Raw genomic sequence first — 21,327 nt, forward strand, 5'->3', positions numbered from 1 at the left:
GCTGTTAAAAGAGGCGGCGCTTTAGGGACAGCGGATTATACAAAACCGCGCGGGTTGTTTTCCTGCCAGCGCCAGTGGTCCGCACACATCTCGTCGAGGCCGAATTTCGCACGCCAGCCGATCACGTCGGCGGCGGCCTGCGGGTTCGCGTAGCACTCGGCGACATCGCCCGGGCGGCGCGCGACGAGTTCGTACGGCACCGGGCGGCCGGACGCCTTCTCGAATGCACGCACCACTTCCAGCACGGTGTAGCCCCGGCCCGTGCCGAGGTTCACGACGAAGCTCGCGTCGCGCTTCACCAGCGCGTCGAGCGCGGCAATGTGCCCCTGCGCGAGATCGACGACGTGAATGTAGTCGCGCACGCCGGTGCCGTCCGGCGTCGGGTAGTCGGAACCGAACACGCGCAGCTTCTCGAGCTTGCCGACCGCGACCTGCGCGACGTACGGCATCAGGTTGTTCGGGATGCCTGCCGGGTCCTCGCCGATCAGCCCGCTCGCATGCGCGCCGACCGGGTTGAAGTAGCGCAGCGTCGCGATCCGCCACGCCGGGTCCGACACTTCGAGATCGCGCAGGATCTGCTCGGCGATCAGTTTCGACTGGCCGTACGGGTTGGTCGCTGACAGCGGGAACGATTCGTCGATCGGCGAGCGTTCCGGCACGCCGTACACGGTCGCCGACGAGCTGAACACGAACTGCCGCACGTTGCGCTCGCGCATCACCTTGAGCACCGCGAGCAGGCCGCCGATGTTGTTCTGGTAGTACTCGAGCGGCTTCGCGACCGATTCGCCGACCGCCTTGAGCGCCGCGAAATGGATCGCCCCGGTGATCGGGTGCGCGTCGAACACCTTCGCGAGCGCGGCTTCGTCGCAGACGTCGACCTCGTGGAACGCGGGCGTCTTGCCGGCGATCTGCGCGATGCGCCGGACCGACTCGGCCTTGCTGTTGACGAGGTTGTCGACGATGACGACGTCATAGCCGTGATCGAGCAGCTCGACGGCGGTGTGCGAACCGATGTAGCCGGCGCCGCCCGTCACGAGAATCGTTCCTTTCGTGGTCATGGTTCCTGCTCCTTCAGAGAGTGACGCCCGTCAAGGCGCGTATGGTGATTGTGTAGCGTTCGACGACCTTCTGCTCGTCGAATTCGGCGACCACCTTCTGCCGGCCGCGCGCGCCCATCGCCGCGCGCCCGTGCGGACCGAGTTCGATCATCTGCGTGATGCGCGCGGCGAGGCTCGCGCTGTCGCGCACCGTGCACAGGAGGCCGGTCTCGCCGTCGGCGACGACGTCGCGGCAGCCCGGCACGTCGGTTGCCACGATCGGGCGGCCCATCGCGGACGCCTCCATCAGCGTGCGCGGCACGCCTTCGCGGTACGACGGCAGCACGACGCAGTCGGCCGCGGCGATGTGCGGCCGCACGTCGTGCGCTTCGCCGAGGTATTCGACGACGCCTTCGCGCACCCACGCGTCGACGTCGGCGCGGCCGATCGCGCTCGGGTTGTCGACGCCGAGCGGGCCGAGCAGCTGGAAGCGCGCGTGCGGATGGCGCGCGCGCACCGCGCGCGCGGCGTCGACGTACTCGCGCACGCCCTTGTCCCACAGCAGCCGGCCGATCAGGATGAAGACGGGCGCGTCGCCCGCGGGCAGCGGCACCGGCGCGAACTGCTCGAGATCGACGCCTTCGCCGTGCAGCAGGCGCGCGCGGTCGGGATGCGCGAGCAGGTGTTCGTCGGAGAAGGTCGCGAGATCGTCGCGGTTGAGGAACCAGACTTCACGCGGGAAGCGGAACGCGAACCGGTAGAGCCGCTTCGCGATGCTCGCCGCGCGGCTCTTCTGGATGAACACGTAGCCGAGCCCGGTCGTCACCGCGATCGACGGCACGCGTGCGAGCCACGCTGCAACCGAGCCGTAGATGTTCGGTTTGATCGTGTAATGGAACACGAGGTGCGGCTTGAGCGCACGGTAATGGCGATACAGCGCGGCGAGCGTGCCGAGGTCCTCGCGCGGGCTCGTGCCCTTCGACGCGACCGTGAGCGGCACGTAGCGGCAGCCCATCTGCTCGAGCAGCGGCACCGTGCGGTCGTGCGGCGCCGCGACGATCACCTCGGCGCCGCGCGCGACGAGCATCCGGATCAGCCCGTGGCGATACGTATGGATCGCCCAGGCCGTGTTGCAGACGAGCACGATGCGCAGCGGGGAGGAGTCGGTCATGAAAAAAAAGAAAAATAAAGCGTCGAAATTACCGAATCTGTCGAATTTGCCGAACGTGCTTCAAGCGGACGGCCGCGCCGCGAACAGGGTCTGCTTGATCCGCTGCAGCGTCCGGTACGGTGTCACGAAATGCAGCAGGTTCTTCGCGAGGCCTGCCCAGTCGTACGGGTTCAGCGCATTGAAATGGCTCAGCAGCAGCGCGAGCGTCGACATCAGCTGGCGGCGCCGTTTGGTCGCGCTGATCCCGCCTTCGTTGAGTTCGTAGTAGAGGCCGAGCTCAGGCAAATTCGCGCAATCGTAGCGTTGCATTAAGCGCAAAAAAAGATCGAGATCCTCGGCCGCAGGGTATTTCGCGCGATAGTTGCCGACCTCGCGCACGGCGTCGACGCGCAGCATCACCGACGGATGCACGAGCGGCGAGCGCAGGAAGCGCGTGCGGCGCAGCATGCGCGGATCGGCGGGCGGTGTCAGCATGAAGCGCGGCTCGCCGGCACGCGACACGACCTGCGTCCACATGCCGACGCAGGCGACGCGCGGGTGCGCGTCGAGATACACGCGCTGCCTGGCGAGGCGCTGCGGCGCGGCGAGATCGCCCGCGTCGATGCGGGCCGCGTAGCGGAAGCCGCGTGCGGCGAGCGCGTCGATGCCGGCCTCGAGCGCGCGCTCGATCCCGCCGTTCTGCGGCATGCGCAGCACCTCGACCATGAGGCCGGGCAGGTCCGGCACGACGATCGGCGGCGTGCTGCCGTCGTCGACGACGAGCACGTGCACGGGCGCGTCCTCGCGAAACGACGCGAGGGAGCGGACGACGTCGTCGTGCGCGTTGTACGCCGGCATCAGCACGGCCACGTCGTCGAGCGGGCCGGCATTGCGCGATGCGGAAATGGGGGACGTCATGAGCGCAGCTTGAAACGGATGTAATAAAAATTGACGGCGGCGGCGGCCAGGTAGCCGCCCGCGAGCCCGACGAGCGCGCCGTACAGGCCGAGGCGCGGGATCGCGACCAGGTTGACGAGCGCGGCGATCGCCAGCGCGAGCACCCATTTCGTCAACAACACGAATTTTGCTTGATATTTGAGAACGATAAGATTGCCTATCGCCTCGATGCCGGCCGGCACGGACAGCCAGACGGCCCAGCGGAAGATGTCGACGGACGCTTCGTAGCCGCGCCCGAACACCTTGCCGACGATGAGCGGGGCGAGCGCGTCGAGCACGAGCGCGCCGGCCGTCATCAGCGCCGCCGTCATCGCGATCAGCCGGACGATGTTGCGGCGCAGCTGCGCGACGTCCTGCACGCGGTAGACGAATGCGGGCGCGATGGTCTGCGCGAGCATCAGCGCGAGCGTGATCCAGTTCTCGTTGAGCTGCTGCGCGGCCGAGTAGCGGCCGAGATCGGCGAACGACACGTGGCGCTCGAGCATCAGGCGGTCGAGCTTGAGGAACAGGTACATGCAGATGAGGCCGAGCCAGAACACCGTGCCGGCCGTCGCGAAATGCTTGAACAGCGGCCTGTCGAATGTCCAGCCGAGGGTGCCGCCATTACGATGCCGGTAGTACAGCAGCAGGACGATGCCGATCGCGGCGGCCTCGAGCGCCCACAGCCACGAGAAGCGCGCCGGGCCGGCGGCGGCGCGCACCAGCAGCCAGACGAGCACGGCCTTGACGAGCGCGGCGGCCATGCTGGCCATCAGTTGCGGCTTGCTGTAGGTCAGGCTTTGCAGCCACGCGTTGACGACGCCGACGAACGGTTCGCGGAAGATCATCGTCACCGCGAGGCCGGCGAGCATCGCGCCGACGAGCGGATCGAATGCGCCGGCGGCGATCGCGATCCAGGTCGCGGCGAGCGCGGCGGCCGACACGGCGATGCGCAGCACGAACGCGCTGCCGAGCACGGCGCCGAGCTGGCCGGCCGGCCGCTGCACGATGGTCGGAACGAGGATTTCCGCGCCGCACACCCAGGTGAGCGGCGCCAGCACGAGGAGCAGCGTATTCGCATACTGCCATTTGCCGAACACATCCGGCCCGAAATAACGGGCCAGAAGGCCGCTGATCGCGATCGCCACGCCGATCTGCGTGAGCCGTTCGAGCCCCAGCCAGACGAGATTCGCGACGGCTTTCGCGACGTCCGGGTTGGAGAAGCGCTTCAGCACGGCGCGACGCGGTGGCGCGCGCTCGAAACGGCGATGAAGGCGCCGGCAGGCGCACGCTTTGTGGCGGCGGAACGGCTAGGCATTAAAATGGGCGATATTCGCGTAATCAAAACCAGCGATTATAAGTTGTATCGGGATCGCAACCGCCATCTCGACCCGCTCCCGAGGGCCCGGGCGTCGTGTCCGGTACCGGCGATGAGGCGGTCAGAATTTTTCCAAGCATGCAACCGAGAGTGAATCGATGATTTCCCAATCCATTTTCAAGGCATATGACATTCGCGGCGTGGTCGGCAAGACGCTCGACACCGACACGGCACGTGCGATCGGCCGTGCGTTCGGCAGCGAAGTGCGCGCGCAGGGCGGCGACGCGGTCGTCGTCGCGCGCGACGGCCGCCTGTCCGGGCCCGAGCTCGTCGGCGCGCTTGCCGACGGCCTGCGTGCGGCCGGCGTCGATGTCGTCGACGTCGGCGTGGTGCCGACCCCGGTCGGGTATTTCGCGGCGAGCGTGCCGCTCCCGCTGAAGGGTGGCGAGCGCCGCATCGACTCGTGCATCGTCGTCACGGGCAGCCACAACCCGCCGGACTACAACGGCTTCAAGATGGTGCTGCGCGGCGCGGCGATCTACGGCGAGCAGATCCAGGCACTGTACCGCCGCATCGTCGATGCGCGCTTCGAGTCGGGCAGCGGCACGTACGAGCAGTTCGACGTCGCGGACCAGTACGTCGAGCGCATCGTCGGCGACATCAAGCCCGCGCGGCCGCTGAAGATCGTCGTCGACGCCGGCAACGGCGTGGCCGGGCCGCTCGCGACGCGCCTGTTCAAGGCGCTCGGCTGCGAACTCGTCGAACTGTTCACCGACATCGACGGCAACTTCCCGAACCACCATCCCGATCCCGCGCACCCGGAAAACCTGCAGGACGTGATCCGCGCGCTGAAGGAAACCGACGCCGAGATCGGCTTCGCGTTCGATGGCGACGGCGACCGCCTCGGCGTCGTCACGAAGGACGGCCAGATCATCTTCCCGGATCGCCAGCTGATGCTGTTCGCCGAGGAAGTGCTGTCGCGCAACCCGGGCGCGCAGATCATCTACGACGTGAAGTGCACGCGCCATCTCGCGCAGTGGGTGAAGGAGAAGGGCGGCCAGCCGCTGATGTGGAAGACGGGCCATTCGCTCGTGAAGGCGAAGCTGCGGGAGACGGGCGCGCCGCTCGCGGGCGAGATGAGCGGCCACGTGTTCTTCAAGGACCGCTGGTACGGCTTCGACGACGGCCTCTATACGGGCGCGCGCCTGCTCGAGATCCTCGCGAAGACGGCCGATCCGAGCGCGCTGCTGAACGCGCTGCCGGACGCGATGTCCACGCCGGAGCTGCAGCTCTGGCTCGAAGAGGGCGAGAACGTCCGTCTGATCGAGAAGCTGCAGAAGGACGCGAAGTTCGACGGCGCCGACGAGGTCGTGACGATCGACGGCCTGCGCGTCGAATACCCGGACGGCTTTGGCCTCGCGCGTTCGTCGAACACGACGCCCGTCGTCGTGATGCGTTTCGAAGCCGAGACGCAGGATGGCCTGAAGCGCATCCAGGAAGACTTCCGCCGCGTGCTGACGGCGGCGAAGCCGGACGTGAAGCTGCCGTTCTGAGCCCGGGCGGCGGCATGGCCGCCGCCGGCTTGTATGCAGCACCGGCCCCGAAAAGCGGCGCACGCGTCATGCGTGCGCCGCTTTTTTGCCTGTCGAGGGCCTGTTCACGCCAATAACGGGCTTGCGAACAGGCCCTGACCCACCGGGCGCGATAAAATCGCGTCTTTATGCTTGTCGCCGGCTGCGCGCCGGCGTTTTTTCAGCGTGCAAAAGATCCTGATCGTGCGCGTATCGTCGCTGGGCGACGTCGTGCACAACATGCCGGTGATCGCCGACATCCGGCGGCGCCATCCCGATGCGCAGATCGACTGGCTCGTCGAGGAGAGCTTCGTCGACCTCGTGAAGCTCGTCGACGGCGTGCGCGACGTGCTGCCGTTCTCGCTGCGCCGCTGGCGCAAGAAACCGTTCTCCGGCGCGACCTGGCGCGAGATCCGCGCGTTCCGCAAGCGGCTCGAGGCCGAGCGCTACGATCTCGTGATCGACTGCCAGGGGCTCATCAAGACCGCATGGGTCGCGAGCTGGGCGCGCGGACCGCTCGTCGGCCTCGGCAACCGCACCGACGGCGCTGGCTACGAATGGCCCGTGCGCTTCTTCTACCGCAAGCGCGTGCCGATCGAGCCGCGCACGCACGTGATCGAGCGGTCGCGGCAGCTCGTCGCGGCCGCGCTCGGCGATCCGGCGCCGACGCCCGCCGATCCGGTCGACTTCGGTCTCGACACGGCCGCGGCGTCGCGTGCGGTCGCCGCGCTGGGCCTGAACCTGCCGGTGCCGTATGTCGTGTTCGTCCATGCGACGTCGCGCGCCGACAAGCAATGGCCGGACGCCGCGTGGATCGAGCTCGGCCAGTCGCTCGTGCGGCGCGGCGCGTCGCTCGTGCTGCCGTGGGGCAACGACGCGGAGCGCGTGACGAGCGAGCGGCTCGCGAAGGAGTTCGGCGCGGCGGCGATCGTGCCGCCGAAGCTGTCGCTGCCGGCGGTCGTCGGGCTGATCGACGGCGCGGCGGCGACCGTCGGGGTCGATACAGGTCTGGTTCACATTGCGGCCGCGCTGAAGCGTCCGACGGTCGAACTGTACAATTTCGCGACGGCCTGGCGCACGGGCGGCTACTGGTCGCCGAACGTCGTCAACCTCGGCACGGCGGGGCAGCCCCCGTCGATCGCGCAGGTGAAGTCGGCGCTCGCGGGCTTCGGCCTCCTGTAACGCATGCATTCCGAAGCGATCATGAGCGAATCCCAGATCATCGAAGTCTCGTCCGCCGACTGGCGCGGTCACAACCTGTCGGTGCCGCGCGAGCAGCTGCTGGCCGCGGTCGAGGAAGGCAAGGTGCTGTATTTCCCGCACCTGCGCTTCGCGATCGAAGGCGGCGAGGAAGCGCTGCTCGATCCGGCGCTCGCCGATCCGAAACGCAAGAACATCAGCCTCGCGCCGAACGGCGGCGCGCTCGCCGGCGTGCTCGGCGACAGCGTCACGCAATCGGCGGTGCGCGCGCTCGTCGCGCGCTTCCAGCAGCAGGCCGGCACGCTCGTCGACGGCCTCTTTCCCGAATATCGCGGCAAGCTGCGCGTCGCGCCGACGAGCCTGCGGCTGATGCAGGTCGAGACGCGCGAGACGTCGTGGCGCAAGGACGACAGCCGCCTGCACGTCGACGCGTTCCCGTCGCGCCCGAACTACGGCGAGCGGATCCTGCGCGTGTTCACGAACGTCAATCCGGCAGGTGCGCCGCGCGTCTGGCGGGTCGGCGAGCCGTTCGAGACCGTCGCGAAGCGCTTCCTGCCGCGCATCCGCCCGCAGCTGCCGGGCTCGGCGTGGCTGCTCAACCTGCTGCACGTGACGAAGACGCCGCGCAGCGCGTACGACCACCTGATGCTGAACCTGCACGACGGGATGAAGGCGGATCTCGACTACCAGAAGACGTGCTCGCAGGAAACGATGCCGTTCCCGCCGGGCAGCGTATGGATCTGCTACTCGGACCAGACGTCGCACGCGGTGATGTCCGGCCAGTTCATGCTCGAGCAGACCTTCTTCCTGCCGGTCGACGCGATGGTCCGCCGCGAATGCGCGCCGCTCGGCATTCTCGAGCGCCTGACGGGCAGGGCGCTGGTTTGAGCGCGCGCCGCAGTCAACGACACGGAGTGGCCGCTTCATGCTGAGGGCGATCTATCGCGCACTGTGGTGGCTCATCGCGCCGATCGCCGTCGTGCGTCTCTACGTGCGCTCGCGCAAGGAGCGCGGCTATCGCGAGCACATCGGCGAGCGCTTCGGCTACCGGCCGGGCCGCGCGCCGGACGAGCGCACGCCGCTGATCTGGGTGCATGCGGTGTCGGTCGGCGAGACGCGCGCCGCGCAGCCGCTGATCGATGCGCTGATGAAGGCCCGCCCCGACGCACGCATCCTGCTCACGCACATGACGCCGAGCGGCCGCGCGACCGGCGAGCAGATCTTCGGCGACCGCGTGCTGCGCAGCTACCTGCCGTACGACATGCCGGGCGCGGTGCGGCGTTTCCTGCGCGCATGGCGGCCGACGCTCGGCCTCGTGATGGAAACGGAAGTGTGGCCGACGCTGATCGACGAGTGCCGTCGCGCGGACGTGCCGCTCGTGCTGACCAACGCGCGGATGTCGGCGCGCTCGTACCGGCGCGCAGCCAGGTTCGGCGCGGCCGCGCGCGACGTGTTCGGCGGCTTCTCGCGCGTGCTCGCGCAGAGTCCTGCCGACGCGGAGCGCCTGACGTCGCTCGGCGCGCGCCAGGTGACGGTGCTCGGCAACCTGAAGTTCGACATGACGACGCCGCCGGAGCTCGCGGCGCGCGGCCACGCGTGGCGCGAAGCGATCGGCGCACGGCCGGTGTGGGTTGCGGCCAGCACGCGCGAGAACGAGGAGGCGCTGGTGCTGCAGGCGTTCGCGGCCGTGATGACGCCCGGTGCGCTGCTGATCCTCGTGCCGCGTCATCCGCAACGCTTTGCCGAGGTCGAGGCGCTGGTCGAGCGCAACGGGTTCAAGTGCGTACGGCGATCCGCGTGGGCGGCCGATGCCGCTGCGCTCGCGGCGGGCCGTCCCGCGGCGGCGCCGCTGCCTTCCGACGTGACGGTGCTGCTCGGCGACTCGATGGGCGAGCTCGGCGCGTACTACGCGGCCGCGGACGTCGCGTTCATCGGCGGCAGCCTGCTGCCGCTCGGCGGACAGAACCTGATCGAGGCATGCGCGGTCGGCGTGCCGGTGCTGATCGGGCCGCACGTGTTCAACTTCACGCAGGCGACCGCCGATGCGGTGGCAACCGGTGCGGCGCTGCAGGTCGAGGATCCGCTGGATCTCGCGCACGTGCTCGACGCGCTGCTCGCCGACAATGCGCGGCGCATCGCGATGGGCGCGGCGGGCGCGGCATTTGCCGCGCGCCATCGCGGTGCGACTGCTCGCACGGTCGACGTGCTTGCCGCGCTGCTGCCGCCCGTCACGAACGGCGAGCGGGACGAGTAGGACGAGCAGGACGAGTAGGGCGAGTAGGGCGAGTAGGGCGAGTAGGGCGAGCGGCGCGGCTGGTCCTGTGTCGTGCGGGATCGTCGCAGCGCGTGCATCGTTGTGACGCGGCGGCACGCCCCGCCGGCCGCTCCGCTGATGTCTGATCGTCATCCGGTAATGCAGCCTGCATGAGCGTCGCCCGCGCCGCTCATGCAGGCCGCGACACCCGCGGCAACCCTGCTCAGATCTTCAGCAATCCCTTCTTTTCAATGAACGCGACGACGTCCGCGACGCCGTCGAGCGCCTTCAGGTTCGTCATCACGTACGGCCGCTCGCCGCGCATCTTCTTCGTATCCGACGCCATCACGTCGAGGTTCGCACCGACGAGCGGCGCGAGGTCGGTCTTGTTGATCACGAGCAGGTCCGACTTCGTGATGCCGGGGCCGCCCTTGCGCGGAATCTTCTCGCCGCCCGCCACGTCGATCACGTAGATCGTCAGGTCCGACAGCTCGGGGCTGAACGTCGCTGCGAGGTTGTCGCCGCCCGATTCGATGAACACGATGTCCGCGTCCGGAAAGCGCGCGAGCATCCGGTCGACGGCCTCGAGGTTGATCGACGCGTCCTCGCGGATCGCGGTGTGCGGGCAGCCGCCCGTCTCGACGCCCATGATCCGTTCCTCGGGCAGCGCGCCCGCGACGGTCAGCAGTCGCTGGTCTTCCTTCGTGTAGATGTCGTTGGTGATCGCGACGAGGTCGTAGCGCTCGCGCATCGCCTTGCACAGCATTTCGAGCAGTGTGGTCTTGCCGGAGCCGACCGGGCCGCCGATGCCGACGCGCAGCGGCGGCAGCTTCTTCGTGCGGCGGGGGGATGAGGATTGAGGTGCGTTCATCGTAGGTTGCTTCGGAGTCAGGAGCGGAACAGCCGCGAGTATTGGGTTTCGTGCCGCGCGGACAGGATGCCGAGCTGCGGCGCGAACGTGCTGATCGCGTCGGGTGGCGTCGCGAGCGCGCGCTGCACGGCCGCGTCGATTGCGCCGCGCAGCGCGACGAGGATCTTCTGGCCCGCGAGCTGGCCGAGCGGCACCGCCTTCAGCGCGGCGGCCGTCTGGTTCTCGACCCAGCCGAATGCGTAGGCGGCGAGCGTCGCGTCGGCGCTCGCGTCGTGCGCGGCTGCCGCGTACGCGAACGCGGTCGGCAGCGCGACAGGCGAGATCGACAACAGCGTCGCGCGGCGCGCGGCATCACCCCATTCGAGCGACGTGCACAGCTGCGCGAGCGACCAGCCCATCTGCTCGGTCTCGCGGCGCAGCTCCGCCGATTCGCGGCTCGCGACGAACCACGCGTTGTCGCGCGCGAGCGCGTCGGCATCGTGTGTGCGCCAGCGCGCGAGCTGGTGCGCGAGGAACGGCAGCTCCCCGTGCGCGAGCACGTCGGTCAGGCCGCTTGCGATCCAGTCGCGCGCGGTGTCGGCATCGCGGATCAGGTTCGCATCGAGCGCCGCTTCGAGACCCTGCGAATAGCTGTACGCGCCGATCGGCAGCGCCGGCGACGCGAGGTGCAGCAGCGCGACGAGTTCAGTGGTGTTCATGACCGTGGCCATGCCCGTGCCCGTGCGTGCATCCCGGACCATGCTGATGATCGTGATCGTGATCGTGATCGTGATCGTGCGAGTGGCCGTGGTGTTCGCCGAACACCTGCTGCGCGAGTGCGTAGTCTTCCGCGAACGTCGCGTCGTGGCCGTGCTTGTGGCCGCCGCCGTACGCGCCGGCTTCCGGCTGGAACGGCGCGTCGACCTGCTCGACCTGCGTGCCGAGCCGGCGCAGCATGTCGGCGAGCACGGGGTCGGCTTCGAGCAACAGGTAGCCATCGCCGATCTCGACTGGCGTGTGGCGGTTGCCGAGGTGGTACGCGGCACGCATCAGCGTCATCGGATCGGGCGCGCGCACGCGCAGCACCGTTTCCGGCGCGGCGGCGACGCGCACGAGCGCGCCGTCGTCGGCGACGAGCACGTCGCCGTCGCGCAGCACGGTGCCGCGCGGCAGCACGAGCGCGACTTCCTCGCCGGTGTCGAGCGTCGCCGCGAGGCGGCTCTTGCAGCGGGCGTCGTACGCGAGCGTGAGCGTCGGCGCGCGCGCGACGAGCGACGCGGCGAGTTTCACGTTCGGGGCAATGCGTTTGTCGATGGTGCGCATAAGACAGGAACCGGAAATCAGAACAGGAAATAGCGCTGCGCCATCGGCAGCACGGTGGCCGGCTCGCAGGTGAGGAGCTGGCCGTCGGCGATTACGTCGTAGGTTTCGGGATCGACGCTGATCGCGGGCCGCCATGCGTTGTGGATCATGTCGGCCTTCGTCACGTTGCGGCAGTTGCGCACCGGCACGATCCGCTTCGCGAGCCCGTAGCGTTCGGCGATGCCGGCGTCGGCCGCCATCTGCGACACGAACGTCAGCGACGTGCGTGCGAGCGCGCCGCCGCGCGTCGCGAACATTTCGCGGTAGTGGACCGGCTGCGGCGTCGGGATCGACGCGTTCGGGTCGCCCATCTGCGCCATCGCGATCATCCCGCCCTTCAGGATCATCGTCGGCTTGATGCCGAAGAACGCGGGCTCCCACAGCACGAGGTCCGCCCACTTGCCGGGCTCGATCGAGCCGACCTCGTGCGCGATCCCGTGCGTGAGCGCCGGGTTGATCGTGTATTTCGCGACGTAGCGCTTCGCGCGGAAGTTGTCGTGGCGCGCGCTGTCTTCCGGCAGCGCGCCGCGCTGCACCTTCATCTTGTGCGCCGTCTGCCAGGTGCGGATGATCACCTCGCCGACGCGGCCCATCGCCTGCGAGTCGGACGACAGCATCGACAGCGCGCCGAGATCGTGCAGGATGTCCTCGGCCGCGATCGTCTCGCGGCGGATCCGCGATTCGGCGAACGCGAGATCCTCGGCGATCGACGGATCGAGGTGATGGCACACCATCAGCATGTCGAGGTGCTCGTCGAGCGTGTTGATCGTGTACGGCCGCGTCGGGTTGGTCGACGACGGCAGCACGTTCGCCTCGCCGCACACCTTCAGGATATCGGGCGCATGGCCGCCGCCCGCGCCTTCGGTGTGGTAAGTGTGGATCGTGCGGCCCTTGAACGCGGCGACCGTCGATTCGACGAAGCCGCCTTCGTTCAGCGTGTCGGTGTGGATCGCGACCTGCGTGTCGGTGTCGTCGGCGACCGACAGGCAGTTGTCGATCGCGGCGGGCGTCGTGCCCCAGTCCTCGTGCAGCTTCAGCCCGATCGCGCCGGCCGCGATCTGCTCGACGAGCGGCTGCGGCAGGCTCGCATTGCCCTTGCCGAGAAAGCCGAGGTTGATCGGCCAGCCGTCCGCCGCCTGCAGCATCCGCTCCATGTGCCACGGGCCCGGCGTGCAGGTCGTCGCGTTGGTGCCGGTGGCGGGGCCCGTGCCGCCGCCGAGCATCGTCGTCACGCCCGATGCGAGCGCCTCGTCGATCTGCTGCGGGCTGATGAAGTGGATGTGCGTGTCGATGCCGCCCGCGGTCACGATCAGCCCTTCGCCCGCGATCACTTCGGTCGCGGCGCCGATCGGGATCGTCACGCCCGGCTGGATGTCGGGGTTGCCGGCCTTGCCGATCGCGGCGATGCGGCCGTGCTTGATCGCGATGTCGGCCTTCACGATGCCCCAGTGATCGAGAATCACCGCGTTCGTGACGACGGTGTCGGGCACGTCGGCGGCGACGCGCTGCGATTGGCCCATCCCGTCGCGGATCACCTTCCCGCCGCCGAATTTCACTTCCTCGCCGTAGATCGTGAAGTCGCGTTCGATCTCGATCAGCAATTCGGTGTCGGCGAGACGGATGCGGTCGCCCGTCGTCGGCCCGAACATCTCCGCGTATGCGCGGCGGCTCAAGCGTAGTGTCATGTCGTGCTGTTCCTGAAGAGCGGAGCGGCTTACAGCGGCCCCATCACCTTGCCCTGAAAACCGTAGACGGCGCGTTCGCCCGCCAGCGCGACGAGCTCGACCGTGCGCGTCTGGCCCGGCTCGAAGCGCACGGCAGTGCCGGCCGCGATGTTGAGCCGGAAGCCGCGCGCGGCCGCGCGGTCGAACGACAGCGCGTCGTTGACTTCGAAGAAGTGGTAGTGCGAGCCGACCTGCACGGGGCGGTCGCCGGTGTTCGCGACGGTCAGCGTGATCGTCGCGCGGCCCGCGTTCAGTTCGTGCTCGCCGTCGTCGGTGAGGATTTCGCCGGGGATCATGCGCAGTGCCTCACGGAATCGGGTGATGGACGGTGACGAGCTTCGTGCCGTCCGGGAAGGTCGCCTCGACCTGGATGTCGGGAATCATTTCCGGCACGCCGTCCATCACGTCGTCGCGCGTGAGCAGCGTGGTGCCGTAGTGCATCACCTCGGCGACGGTCTTGCCGTCGCGCGCCGCTTCCATCAGCGCGGCGGTGATGAACGCGACCGCTTCCGGATAGTTGAGCTTGAGGCCGCGCGCGCGGCGGCGCTCGGCGAGCAGCGCTGCCGTGAAGATCAGCAGCTTGTCTTTTTCTCGGGGAGTCAGTTTCATGAAGGCGGGCGTTCAGGAAAACGTAATATTTGCCGGCGACCGGCACGCGATCGGGTGGGCGGCTTATCGTAGCACCGCGTCGCAGCGACCGTCGCGATCGTCAGATAAAAGGGGAGCAAGGTGCATGCCATGCGCGGCACGCGTTCCGGTGGGGAGCGGATGCGCGTTCATGGTGCACGGCGCGTGCGCGCTCGACCGGGTCGCGCACGGCGTTGCATCGAAATGGTGCGTTCAGGTCTGCCATAGCCGCAGCGGCTGCGCGGCGACGCCGTGCACGATCGGGCGCAGGTGCAGCCAGCAGTCGGCGAAGTGCCGCTGCAGCACCTCCATCGACACGGCGAGCGCGCGCACGAGCACGACGCCCGGCGTCACGCAGGTCGCGCCCGCGCGCAGCGTGTCGTCGAACGGCATGCGCGCGGCGAGCGATTCGGCAAGTGCGGCATCGCACGTGGCGCCGGCCGCCCACAGCGTGCCGTAGACCGCAAAACCCGCGAGAACCTGCGGCGCGCCGCGCAGCGTGTCGGTCGCGTCGAGCCGCGCGCGTTCGGTCCAGAGCGGCTGGCCGGCGGCGTCGACGAGCGTCGACGTCGACGCGATGCGGCCCGCCGACCACGCTTCGCCGGCCGCCTGCCGGCCGAGCTGCGTCGCGTCCCACCCGAGCGCGCTTGCGCCCGCGCCGAGCGTCAGCGTGAAGTCGAGCGACGCATGCGCGGCGTCGAAGAACAGGTTGTTCTGCGGCAGCCAGTCGAGCTTCGCGTGGTCGCCGAGCACGATGCCGATGCGCTGGGTCGCGTCGAGGCCGTTCGACTTGTACCACTTGGTCGCGCCGGGCGTCGTCAGCACCGCGTGCGTGCCGTCGCCGAGCGCAACGTCGAGATCGAGCCGGTCGCCGCCCGCGACGCCGCCCGGCGGATGGACGATCACCGCGTGGCAGATCGCGTCGCCTTCCGGGTACAGCGGCCGCTGCACGCGCAGCGGGCCGTCGTGCAGCCGGTGGACGAGCGTCGTGCGTGCGCCGTGCCGTTCGAAGCCGAGTTCGAGGCGGGCGCGCCACGATTTGGCGACGGCGGGGCGGGACAGCGAGGCGTGGGGATCGTGGGCGGACATCGGCAAGCAGCGGGCGCGGGGAACGGGGATGCTACCGGAACAATAATCCACGCGCCGCGTTCATTGGAAGGTCGGTACCAACCAATGCTGGAATTCGTCCCTTTGCCGAAATGCGGCGTCTGGAATGCGGCGCCGAACCCGTGATCCGGCGCCACGTGCTACACCGCGATCAGCTCCCGCACGCCGTTCGTTTCCATGTCCTTCGCATCGCCGCCCGCGACGATCTCGCCCCGGCTCATCACCCAGTAGTTGTCGGCGATCGAGCGAGCGAAATCGTAATACTGTTCGACGAGCAGCACCGTCATCTTCGATTCGTCGACGAGTTGCCGCAGCGTACGGCCGATGTCCTGGATGATCGACGGCTGGATGCCTTCGGTCGGCTCGTCGAGGATCAGCAGTTGCGGTTCGCTCATCAGCGCGCGGCCGATCGCGAGTTGCTGCTGCTGGCCGCCCGACAGGTCGCCGCCGCGCCGCGCGCGCATGTCCTTCAGCACCGGGAACAGGTCGTAGATGCGGTCCGGCACATTCGAAGGCGCGCGGCGGCTCGCCGCGCCGACGAGCAGGTTCTCCTCGACGGTGAGCCGCGGAAAGATGTCGCGGCCCTGCGGCACATACGCGAGCCCGGCCGCGACGCGCGCATACGGCGGCAGCGCGCCGAGCGTCGTGCCGCGCCACGACACCGTGCCGCTCTTCGCGGCGACGATGCCCATCAGGCAGCGCAGCAGCGTCGTCTTGCCGACGCCGTTGCGGCCGAGCAGCACCGTCAGCCTGCCGTCGTCGGCGGCGAGCGTCACGTTGCGCAGGATATGGCTGCCGCCGTAATACTGGTTCAGCGAGTCGATTGTCAGCATCGCATCAACGTCCGAGATAAGACTCGATCACCGCGTCGTCGCGCTTGACCTGATCGAGCGTGCCTTGCGCGAGCACCGCGCCTTCGGCCATCACCGTCACGCGGCCCGTGTCACCCGCGAGCGCCGCGACGAATTCCATGTCGTGCTCGACGACCATCATCGAGCAGGTGCCCCGCAACGTGTTCAGCAGTTCCGCGAGTTCCATCGTCTCGTGATCGGTCATGCCGGCCGCGGGTTCGTCGAGCAGCAGCAGCGCCGGACGCTGCATCAGCAGCATGCCGATCTCGAGCCGTTGCTTCTGACCGTGCGACAGTTCGCCGGCCGTACGGAACGCATGCGATTCGAGTCCGATCAGCGCGAGCGTTTCCTCGATCTTCGCCTGTGCGGCCTTGTCGAGCCGCGCACGCAGCGACGCGAGCCAGCCCTTGTCGGTCTGCATCGCGAGCTCGAGGTTTTCCCACACCGGATGCTGCTCGAACACCGTCGGCTTCTGGAACTTGCGGCCGATGCCCGCGCGCGCGATTTCCGGTTCGCTCATCCGCGACAGGTCGAGCGTCTGGCCGAGAAACACCTTGCCGACGTCGGGGCGCGTCTTGCCGGTGATCACGTCCATCATCGTCGTCTTGCCCGCGCCGTTCGGGCCGATCACGCAGCGCAATTCGCCCGCATCGATCGACAGCGACAGCTTGTTCAATGCGCGGAAGCCGTCGAAGCTGACCTCGATGTCCTCGAGATAGAGGATCGTGCCGTGCGACGTGTCGATGCCGGGCGTGACGACGCGCGCGAGCGACGCGGTGCCGCTGACCGCGAGCAGCTCGTCTTCGCTCGGCGGCGCGAACTGGTAGAGGGCGGTTCCGTTCATGCGCGTTTCCCCTTCGCGATGGCGGCCTCGACGAGGCCCATGATGCCGCGCGGCAGCAGCAGCGGCACGAGCACGAAGATCAGGCCGAGGAAGAACAGCCAGTATTCGGCGAAGTAAGCGGTGAACAGGCTCTTCGCACCGTTGACCGCGAATGCGCCGACGATCGGTCCGATCAGCGTGCCGCGCCCGCCGACGGCGACCCAGATTGCCATCTCGATCGAATTGCCCGGCGACATCTCGCCGGGATTGATGATGCCGACCTGCGGCACGTACAACGCGCCTGCGATGCCGCACAGCACGGCCGACACGGTCCACACGAACAGCTTGTACGCGAGCGGGCTGTAACCGAGGAACATCAGCCGCGTCTCGCCGTCGCGCACTGCGGTAACGACGCGCCCGAGCTTGCTCGTGACGATCGCGCGCGCGGCGACGAACGCGAGCACGAGCGTCGCGAACGTCAGCAGGAACAGCACCGTGCGCGTGCCGGGCGACGTGATCGGGAACCCGGCGATGCGCTTGAAGTCGGTGAAGCCGTTGTTGCCGCCGAAGCCGGTCTCGTTGCGGTAGAACAGCAGCATCGCGGCGAACGTCATCGCCTGCGTGATGATCGACAGGTACACGCCCTTCACGCGCGAGCGGAACGTGAAGAAGCCGAACACCCACGCGAGCACCGCCGGCACGAGCACGACGAGCGCGAGCGCATAGGCGAGATGCTGCGTGCCGCTCCAGTACCACGGCAGCTGGTGCCAGTCGAGAAACACCATGAAGTCGGGCAGGTCGCTGCCGTACTTGCCGTCGCGGCCGATCTCGCGCATCAGGTACATGCCGATCGCATAGCCGCCGAGCGCGAAGAAGAGGCCGTGGCCGAGGCTCAGGATGCCGCAGTAACCCCACACCAGGTCGAGCGCGAGCGCCGCGATCGCGTAGCACATCAGCTTGCCGGTGAGCGTCATCGCATACGCGGACAGGTGGAATGCGCTGGACTCCGGCGCGACGAGCGCCGCAAGCGGCACGCCGACGCCGATCGCGATGCACAGCGCGACGAGCGCGAACCACGCGCGGCGCGACAGCAGCGCGGGGCGCGGCGGCAGGCCGAGCGCGAAGCCGTCGGCCGCGCGCGAGGCGGCGGGGGCCGGTGGCGTGGCGGCGGAATTCGACAGGGAATTCGTGATGGAAGTCATGCCGGTACTCCAGTGCGTGCCGGGGCGTTCGCGGCGCGTGCGGGTTGTCTCAAGTCAGGCCTCCGCGCTGCGTCCCTTCAGGGCGAACATGCCCTGCGGACGCTTCTGGATGAACAGCACGATCATCACGAGCACCGCGATCTTCGCGAGCACCGCGCCCCAGAACGGTTCGATCGCCTTGCTGACGAGACCGAGCCCGAAGCCGCCGAGCACGGTGCCGGCGATCTGCCCGACGCCGCCGAGCACGACCGCCATGAACGAATCGATGATGTAGTTCTGGCCGAGATCGGGGCCGACATTGCCGATCTGCGACAGCGCGCAGCCACCGAGGCCCGCGATGCCTGCGCCGAACGCGAACGCATACGCGTCGACACGCGCGGTCTTCACGCCGACGCACGCGGCCATCCGCCGGTTCTGCGTGACCGCGCGCACGAACAGGCCGAGCCGCGTCTTCGTCAGCACGGCCCACGCGATGAGGACCACCGCGAGCGCGAACGCGAGGATCGCGAGCCGGTTGTACGGCAGGATCAGGTTCTGCATCACGGTCACGCCGCCGCTCATCCACGACGGATTCACGACCTGCACGTTCTGCGCGCCGAACAGCATGCGCGTTGCCTGGATCAGGATCAGGCTGACGCCGAACGTCGCGAGCAGCGTCTCGAGCGGGCGGCCATACAGATGCCGCAGCACGAGCCGTTCGAGCACGACGCCGACGAGCGCGGCCGCCGCGAACGACGCAGGCACCGCGAAGAGCGGATACCAGTCGAACGCGGCCGGCGCGTAGCGCTGGATCAGCGTCTGCACGACGTAGGTCGCATACGCGCCGATCATCAGGAATTCGCCGTGCGCCATGTTGATCACGCCGATCAGCCCGTACGTGATCGCGAGGCCGAGCGCCGCGAGCAGCAGCACGCTGCCGAGCGACAGGCCTGCGAACACGGTGCCGGCGATTTCGCCGCGGCGCTGCAGCGAATGCAGCGCGTCGAGCCCTCGCTGTGCGGCGTCGCGCACGCGCGCGTCGGGTTCGGCGAAGCTGCCGTCGGCGTTCTGCGCGACGAGCGGTCGCAACTGTTCGATCATGTCGAGGTCGTGGCGCGCAGCAACGACCTGCACCGCTTCGAGACGCTTCGCGGGATCGGCGTCGTGCAGTGCGGCGATCGCCCACAGCGCATCGAGGCGGCGCTTCAGCGACGGGTCGGTTTCCTGCGCGCGGGCGCGATCGATCATCGGCTTCAGCGCGGGGTCGGGGGACTTCAGCAGCGCGTCGATCGCGTCGCGCCGCGTCGCGACGTCCGGCGACGCGAGCGCGAGACCGGACAACGCGCCGGCGATCTTCGTGCGCAGCAGGTTGTTCAGCATCACGGGCTGCGCGTCGCCGGCGGGCGTCGCGGCTTGCGTGAGCGCGTCGTGCGCGGTGTCGCCGCTCTGGATCAGGATGCGGCCGTCGCCGGTCGCGAGCGCATCGCCGGAAGACAGCGCATTGAGCAGCGTGACCGCGTGCGGATCGGGATCGGCGGCAAGCCGTTCGATCGCGGCCGTCTTCGCGTCGAAGTCGTCGCCGGCGAGTGCGGTGGTGTCAGCGGCCGTCAGCGCGAACGCGGCGCGCGGCGCGACGCCGACGAGGGCGATGCAGGCGAGGAGCGCGATCGCGGCTCGGCGTAGGGAAGTGGGCATCGGGCTGTCCTGGCAGGCGTGGAGAACGGGTGTCGTGCGTGGATCGCGAAGCGCCGGGGCGGGCCATGACGGTAAGCCGACCGCGGCTGGCGCGCCTTGCGTTCGCGTGGCGCGCCAGCCCGCATCAGGCCAGCGCCGCGCGCTGCCGGCGCAGGAACGCCGGAATCGAGCTGACGATGTCCGGCTTGCCCTGGTTGCCCGCGATGAACGGGCTCCACGGCTGCGCGCGGATCGCGGTCTTGGTCTTCCACACGACGTTGAACTGCCCGTCGCCGCGGATCTCGCCGATCATCACCGGCTTGTGCAGGTGATGGTTGCCGTCCATCGTCAGCGTGAAGCCCGACGGCGCGGCGACGCTCTGGCCGATCATCGCGACCCGCACCTTGTCGACGTCGGTGCTCTTCGCCTTCTCGACCGCCTGCTTCCACATGTGGATGCCGACGAAGGTCGCTTCCATCGGGTCGTTGGTCACGCGCTTCGCACCGCCGGGCAGGTTGTTCGCCTTCACCCACGCGGCGAACTGGTCCTTGAACTTCGTGTTCGACGGATTCTTCACCGACATGAAGTAGTTCCACGCGGCGAGGTGCCCGACGAGCGGCTTCGTGTCGATCCCGCGCAGCTCCTCCTCGCCGACCGAGAATGCGACGACCGGCACGTCGGTCGCCTTGATCCCCTGGTTGCCGAGCTCCTTGTAGAACGGCACGTTCGAATCGCCGTTGATCGTCGAGATCACGGTCGTCTTGCCGCCCTGCGAGAAGTTCTTGATGTTCGCGACGATGGTCTGGTAGTCGCTGTGGCCGAACGGCGTGTAGACCTCCTGAATGTCGGCGTCCTTCACGCCCTTTGATTTCAGGAACGCGCGCAGGATCTTGTTCGTCGTGCGCGGATACACGTAGTCGGTGCCGAGCAGGAAGAAGCGCTTCGCGCCGCCGCCCTCGGCGCCCATCAGGTACTCGACGGCCGGGATCGCCTGCTGGTTCGGCGCGGCGCCGGTGTAGAACACGTTGCGCGACATTTCCTCGCCTTCGTACTGCACGGGGTAGTAGAGCAGGCCGTTCAGCTCCTCGAACACCGGCAGCACCGACTTGCGCGACACCGACGTCCAGCAGCCGAACACGCACGCGACCTTGTCCTGCGTGAGGAGCTGCCGCGCCTTTTCGGCGAACAGCGGCCAGTTCGACGCGGGATCGACGACGACCGGCTCGAGCTTGCGGCCCATCACGCCGCCGCTCTTGTTGATGTCGGCGATCGTCATCAGCGCGGTGTCCTTCAGCGAGGTCTCGGAGATCGCCATCGTGCCGGACAGCGAATGCAGGATGCCGACCTTGATCGGGCCCGTGCCCGCATCGGCGGCGTGCGCGAACGGGCTCTTGCCTGCCAGCGCGAGCGCGCCGGCCATCGATCCGAACTTCAACAGACTGCGACGTTTCATCGGGTTCCCCTTGACGTGTTGGATGCGCGTGCGCCGTTGCGGCGTCGACCGTCGGGGTTTACGCAAGGCGTGTGCCAGTCGCGCGCACGCACGGCGGACGTGCGTCGCGCGGGCGGCGGCGCGGTGCGCGTGACGCGTCGTGCGGCGCGGATGGGCCGTTGCGGTGCAGGTTCGCGGGCGCAATTGGTGCACGGTTGTGCTTCACCGTT

General features: G+C 68.6%; 20 protein-coding genes. 4 read left to right on the forward strand and 16 right to left on the reverse strand.

Annotated features, from left to right (window positions below):
• Positions 1-35: 35 nt before the first annotated feature.
• Genes galE through ACV229_RS26115 form a run of 4 tightly spaced genes read right to left on the reverse strand, consistent with a single transcriptional unit; the run spans position 36 to position 4,358 of the window.
• Positions 36-1,058: a UDP-glucose 4-epimerase GalE gene (gene galE, locus ACV229_RS26100; RefSeq protein WP_448085991.1), complete on the reverse strand. Its 1,023-nt coding sequence runs from the start codon at positions 1,056-1,058 to the stop codon at positions 36-38.
• Positions 1,059-1,071: 13 nt separating this feature from the next.
• Positions 1,072-2,208 carry a glycosyltransferase family 4 protein gene (locus tag ACV229_RS26105; protein ID WP_448085992.1) on the reverse strand — a complete coding sequence of 379 codons (1,137 nt, stop codon included), beginning with the start codon at positions 2,206-2,208 and terminating at the stop codon, positions 1,072-1,074.
• Between the two features lie 60 nt (positions 2,209-2,268).
• Positions 2,269-3,105: a glycosyltransferase gene (locus ACV229_RS26110; protein WP_448085993.1), complete on the reverse strand. Its 837-nt coding sequence runs from the start codon at positions 3,103-3,105 to the stop codon at positions 2,269-2,271.
• Positions 3,102-4,358: an oligosaccharide flippase family protein gene (locus ACV229_RS26115; RefSeq protein ID WP_448085994.1), complete on the reverse strand. Its 1,257-nt coding sequence runs from the start codon at positions 4,356-4,358 to the stop codon at positions 3,102-3,104. The genes ACV229_RS26110 and ACV229_RS26115 overlap by 4 nt, the downstream gene beginning before the upstream one ends.
• 241 nt (positions 4,359-4,599) lie before the next feature.
• Between ACV229_RS26115 and ACV229_RS26120 the strand changes: the two genes are divergently transcribed.
• The 4 genes from ACV229_RS26120 to waaA all read left to right on the forward strand — a co-directional run bounded on the left by ACV229_RS26120 (position 4,600) and on the right by waaA (position 9,466).
• Positions 4,600-5,994, forward strand: a complete 1,395-nt coding sequence (locus ACV229_RS26120) for a phosphomannomutase/phosphoglucomutase (RefSeq protein WP_448085995.1) — start codon at positions 4,600-4,602, stop codon at positions 5,992-5,994.
• A 204-nt stretch (positions 5,995-6,198) separates the two neighbouring features.
• Positions 6,199-7,194: a lipopolysaccharide heptosyltransferase I gene (waaC, locus tag ACV229_RS26125; RefSeq protein WP_448085996.1), complete on the forward strand. Its 996-nt coding sequence runs from the start codon at positions 6,199-6,201 to the stop codon at positions 7,192-7,194.
• Between the two features lie 21 nt (positions 7,195-7,215).
• Positions 7,216-8,100: a Kdo hydroxylase family protein gene (locus ACV229_RS26130; protein ID WP_448085997.1), complete on the forward strand. Its 885-nt coding sequence runs from the start codon at positions 7,216-7,218 to the stop codon at positions 8,098-8,100.
• A 37-nt stretch (positions 8,101-8,137) separates the two neighbouring features.
• Positions 8,138-9,466 (forward strand): lipid IV(A) 3-deoxy-D-manno-octulosonic acid transferase, encoded by a 1,329-nt coding sequence (gene waaA, locus ACV229_RS26135; protein ID WP_448085998.1) that lies wholly within the window; start codon positions 8,138-8,140, stop codon positions 9,464-9,466.
• 223 nt (positions 9,467-9,689) lie between these two features.
• Here the strand turns inward: waaA and ureG are convergent, their stop codons facing one another.
• From ureG to urtA, 12 genes are all read right to left on the reverse strand, one after another.
• A complete protein-coding gene (ureG, locus tag ACV229_RS26140) occupies positions 9,690-10,337 on the reverse strand; it encodes an urease accessory protein UreG (protein WP_448085999.1) in 648 nt (215 codons plus the stop codon).
• A 17-nt stretch (positions 10,338-10,354) separates the two neighbouring features.
• Complete coding sequence (locus tag ACV229_RS26145; RefSeq protein WP_448086000.1) at positions 10,355-11,035, reverse strand: urease accessory protein UreF; 681 nt, start codon at positions 11,033-11,035, stop codon at positions 10,355-10,357.
• The gene (gene ureE / locus ACV229_RS26150) at positions 11,022-11,639 is read right to left on the reverse strand and encodes an urease accessory protein UreE (protein ID WP_448086001.1); all 618 of its coding nucleotides are present in this window, start codon (positions 11,637-11,639) and stop codon (positions 11,022-11,024) included. The genes ACV229_RS26145 and ureE overlap by 14 nt, the downstream gene beginning before the upstream one ends.
• 17 nt (positions 11,640-11,656) lie before the next feature.
• Positions 11,657-13,363 carry an urease subunit alpha gene (gene ureC / locus ACV229_RS26155; RefSeq protein ID WP_448086002.1) on the reverse strand — a complete coding sequence of 569 codons (1,707 nt, stop codon included), beginning with the start codon at positions 13,361-13,363 and terminating at the stop codon, positions 11,657-11,659.
• Positions 13,364-13,392: 29 nt separating this feature from the next.
• Positions 13,393-13,698, reverse strand: coding sequence for an urease subunit beta (locus ACV229_RS26160; RefSeq protein WP_448086003.1), 306 nt, complete (start codon positions 13,696-13,698; stop codon positions 13,393-13,395).
• A gap of 10 nt (positions 13,699-13,708) precedes the next feature.
• Positions 13,709-14,011, reverse strand: coding sequence for an urease subunit gamma (gene ureA / locus ACV229_RS26165; RefSeq protein WP_006406310.1), 303 nt, complete (start codon positions 14,009-14,011; stop codon positions 13,709-13,711).
• 231 nt (positions 14,012-14,242) lie between these two features.
• Positions 14,243-15,118 (reverse strand): urease accessory protein UreD, encoded by an 876-nt coding sequence (locus tag ACV229_RS26170; RefSeq protein ID WP_448086004.1) that lies wholly within the window; start codon positions 15,116-15,118, stop codon positions 14,243-14,245.
• 158 nt (positions 15,119-15,276) lie between these two features.
• Positions 15,277-15,969, reverse strand: coding sequence for an urea ABC transporter ATP-binding subunit UrtE (urtE, locus tag ACV229_RS26175; RefSeq protein WP_448086005.1), 693 nt, complete (start codon positions 15,967-15,969; stop codon positions 15,277-15,279).
• 4 nt (positions 15,970-15,973) lie between these two features.
• Positions 15,974-16,831 (reverse strand): urea ABC transporter ATP-binding protein UrtD, encoded by an 858-nt coding sequence (urtD, locus tag ACV229_RS26180; protein ID WP_448086006.1) that lies wholly within the window; start codon positions 16,829-16,831, stop codon positions 15,974-15,976.
• On the reverse strand, positions 16,828-18,012 hold the full coding sequence (urtC, locus tag ACV229_RS26185; protein ID WP_448086007.1) for an urea ABC transporter permease subunit UrtC: 1,185 nt from the start codon (positions 18,010-18,012) through the stop codon (positions 16,828-16,830). The genes urtD and urtC overlap by 4 nt, the downstream gene beginning before the upstream one ends.
• Before the next feature lie 54 nt (positions 18,013-18,066).
• The gene (gene urtB / locus ACV229_RS26190) at positions 18,067-19,686 is read right to left on the reverse strand and encodes an urea ABC transporter permease subunit UrtB (protein WP_448086008.1); all 1,620 of its coding nucleotides are present in this window, start codon (positions 19,684-19,686) and stop codon (positions 18,067-18,069) included.
• A gap of 124 nt (positions 19,687-19,810) precedes the next feature.
• Positions 19,811-21,118, reverse strand: a complete 1,308-nt coding sequence (gene urtA / locus ACV229_RS26195; RefSeq protein WP_448086009.1) for an urea ABC transporter substrate-binding protein — start codon at positions 21,116-21,118, stop codon at positions 19,811-19,813.
• Positions 21,119-21,327 lie beyond the last annotated feature (209 nt).

This window comes from Burkholderia sp. MR1-5-21 (assembly GCF_053427715.1).

What these genes read in the sequence shown, in the direction of transcription:
- urtA (WP_448086009.1), bottom strand. Translation starts at nt 21,118, where the DNA reads ATGAAACGTCGCAGTCTGTTGAAGTTCGGATCGATGGCCGGCGCGCTC.
- urtE (WP_448086005.1), bottom strand. Translation starts at nt 15,969, where the DNA reads ATGCTGACAATCGACTCGCTGAACCAGTATTACGGCGGCAGCCATATC.
- ACV229_RS26130 (WP_448085997.1), top strand. Translation starts at nt 7,216, where the DNA reads ATGAGCGAATCCCAGATCATCGAAGTCTCGTCCGCCGACTGGCGCGGT.
- ureA (WP_006406310.1), bottom strand. Translation starts at nt 14,011, where the DNA reads ATGAAACTGACTCCCCGAGAAAAAGACAAGCTGCTGATCTTCACGGCA.
- galE (WP_448085991.1), bottom strand. Translation starts at nt 1,058, where the DNA reads ATGACCACGAAAGGAACGATTCTCGTGACGGGCGGCGCCGGCTACATC.
- ACV229_RS26145 (WP_448086000.1), bottom strand. Translation starts at nt 11,035, where the DNA reads ATGAACACCACTGAACTCGTCGCGCTGCTGCACCTCGCGTCGCCGGCG.
- ureC (WP_448086002.1), bottom strand. Translation starts at nt 13,363, where the DNA reads ATGACACTACGCTTGAGCCGCCGCGCATACGCGGAGATGTTCGGGCCG.
- waaA (WP_448085998.1), top strand. Translation starts at nt 8,138, where the DNA reads ATGCTGAGGGCGATCTATCGCGCACTGTGGTGGCTCATCGCGCCGATC.
- urtD (WP_448086006.1), bottom strand. Translation starts at nt 16,831, where the DNA reads ATGAACGGAACCGCCCTCTACCAGTTCGCGCCGCCGAGCGAAGACGAG.
- ureG (WP_448085999.1), bottom strand. Translation starts at nt 10,337, where the DNA reads ATGAACGCACCTCAATCCTCATCCCCCCGCCGCACGAAGAAGCTGCCG.
- ACV229_RS26120 (WP_448085995.1), top strand. Translation starts at nt 4,600, where the DNA reads ATGATTTCCCAATCCATTTTCAAGGCATATGACATTCGCGGCGTGGTC.
- ACV229_RS26170 (WP_448086004.1), bottom strand. Translation starts at nt 15,118, where the DNA reads ATGTCCGCCCACGATCCCCACGCCTCGCTGTCCCGCCCCGCCGTCGCC.
- ureE (WP_448086001.1), bottom strand. Translation starts at nt 11,639, where the DNA reads ATGCGCACCATCGACAAACGCATTGCCCCGAACGTGAAACTCGCCGCG.
- ACV229_RS26110 (WP_448085993.1), bottom strand. Translation starts at nt 3,105, where the DNA reads ATGACGTCCCCCATTTCCGCATCGCGCAATGCCGGCCCGCTCGACGAC.
- urtB (WP_448086008.1), bottom strand. Translation starts at nt 19,686, where the DNA reads ATGCCCACTTCCCTACGCCGAGCCGCGATCGCGCTCCTCGCCTGCATC.
- ACV229_RS26160 (WP_448086003.1), bottom strand. Translation starts at nt 13,698, where the DNA reads ATGATCCCCGGCGAAATCCTCACCGACGACGGCGAGCACGAACTGAAC.
- ACV229_RS26105 (WP_448085992.1), bottom strand. Translation starts at nt 2,208, where the DNA reads ATGACCGACTCCTCCCCGCTGCGCATCGTGCTCGTCTGCAACACGGCC.
- urtC (WP_448086007.1), bottom strand. Translation starts at nt 18,012, where the DNA reads ATGACTTCCATCACGAATTCCCTGTCGAATTCCGCCGCCACGCCACCG.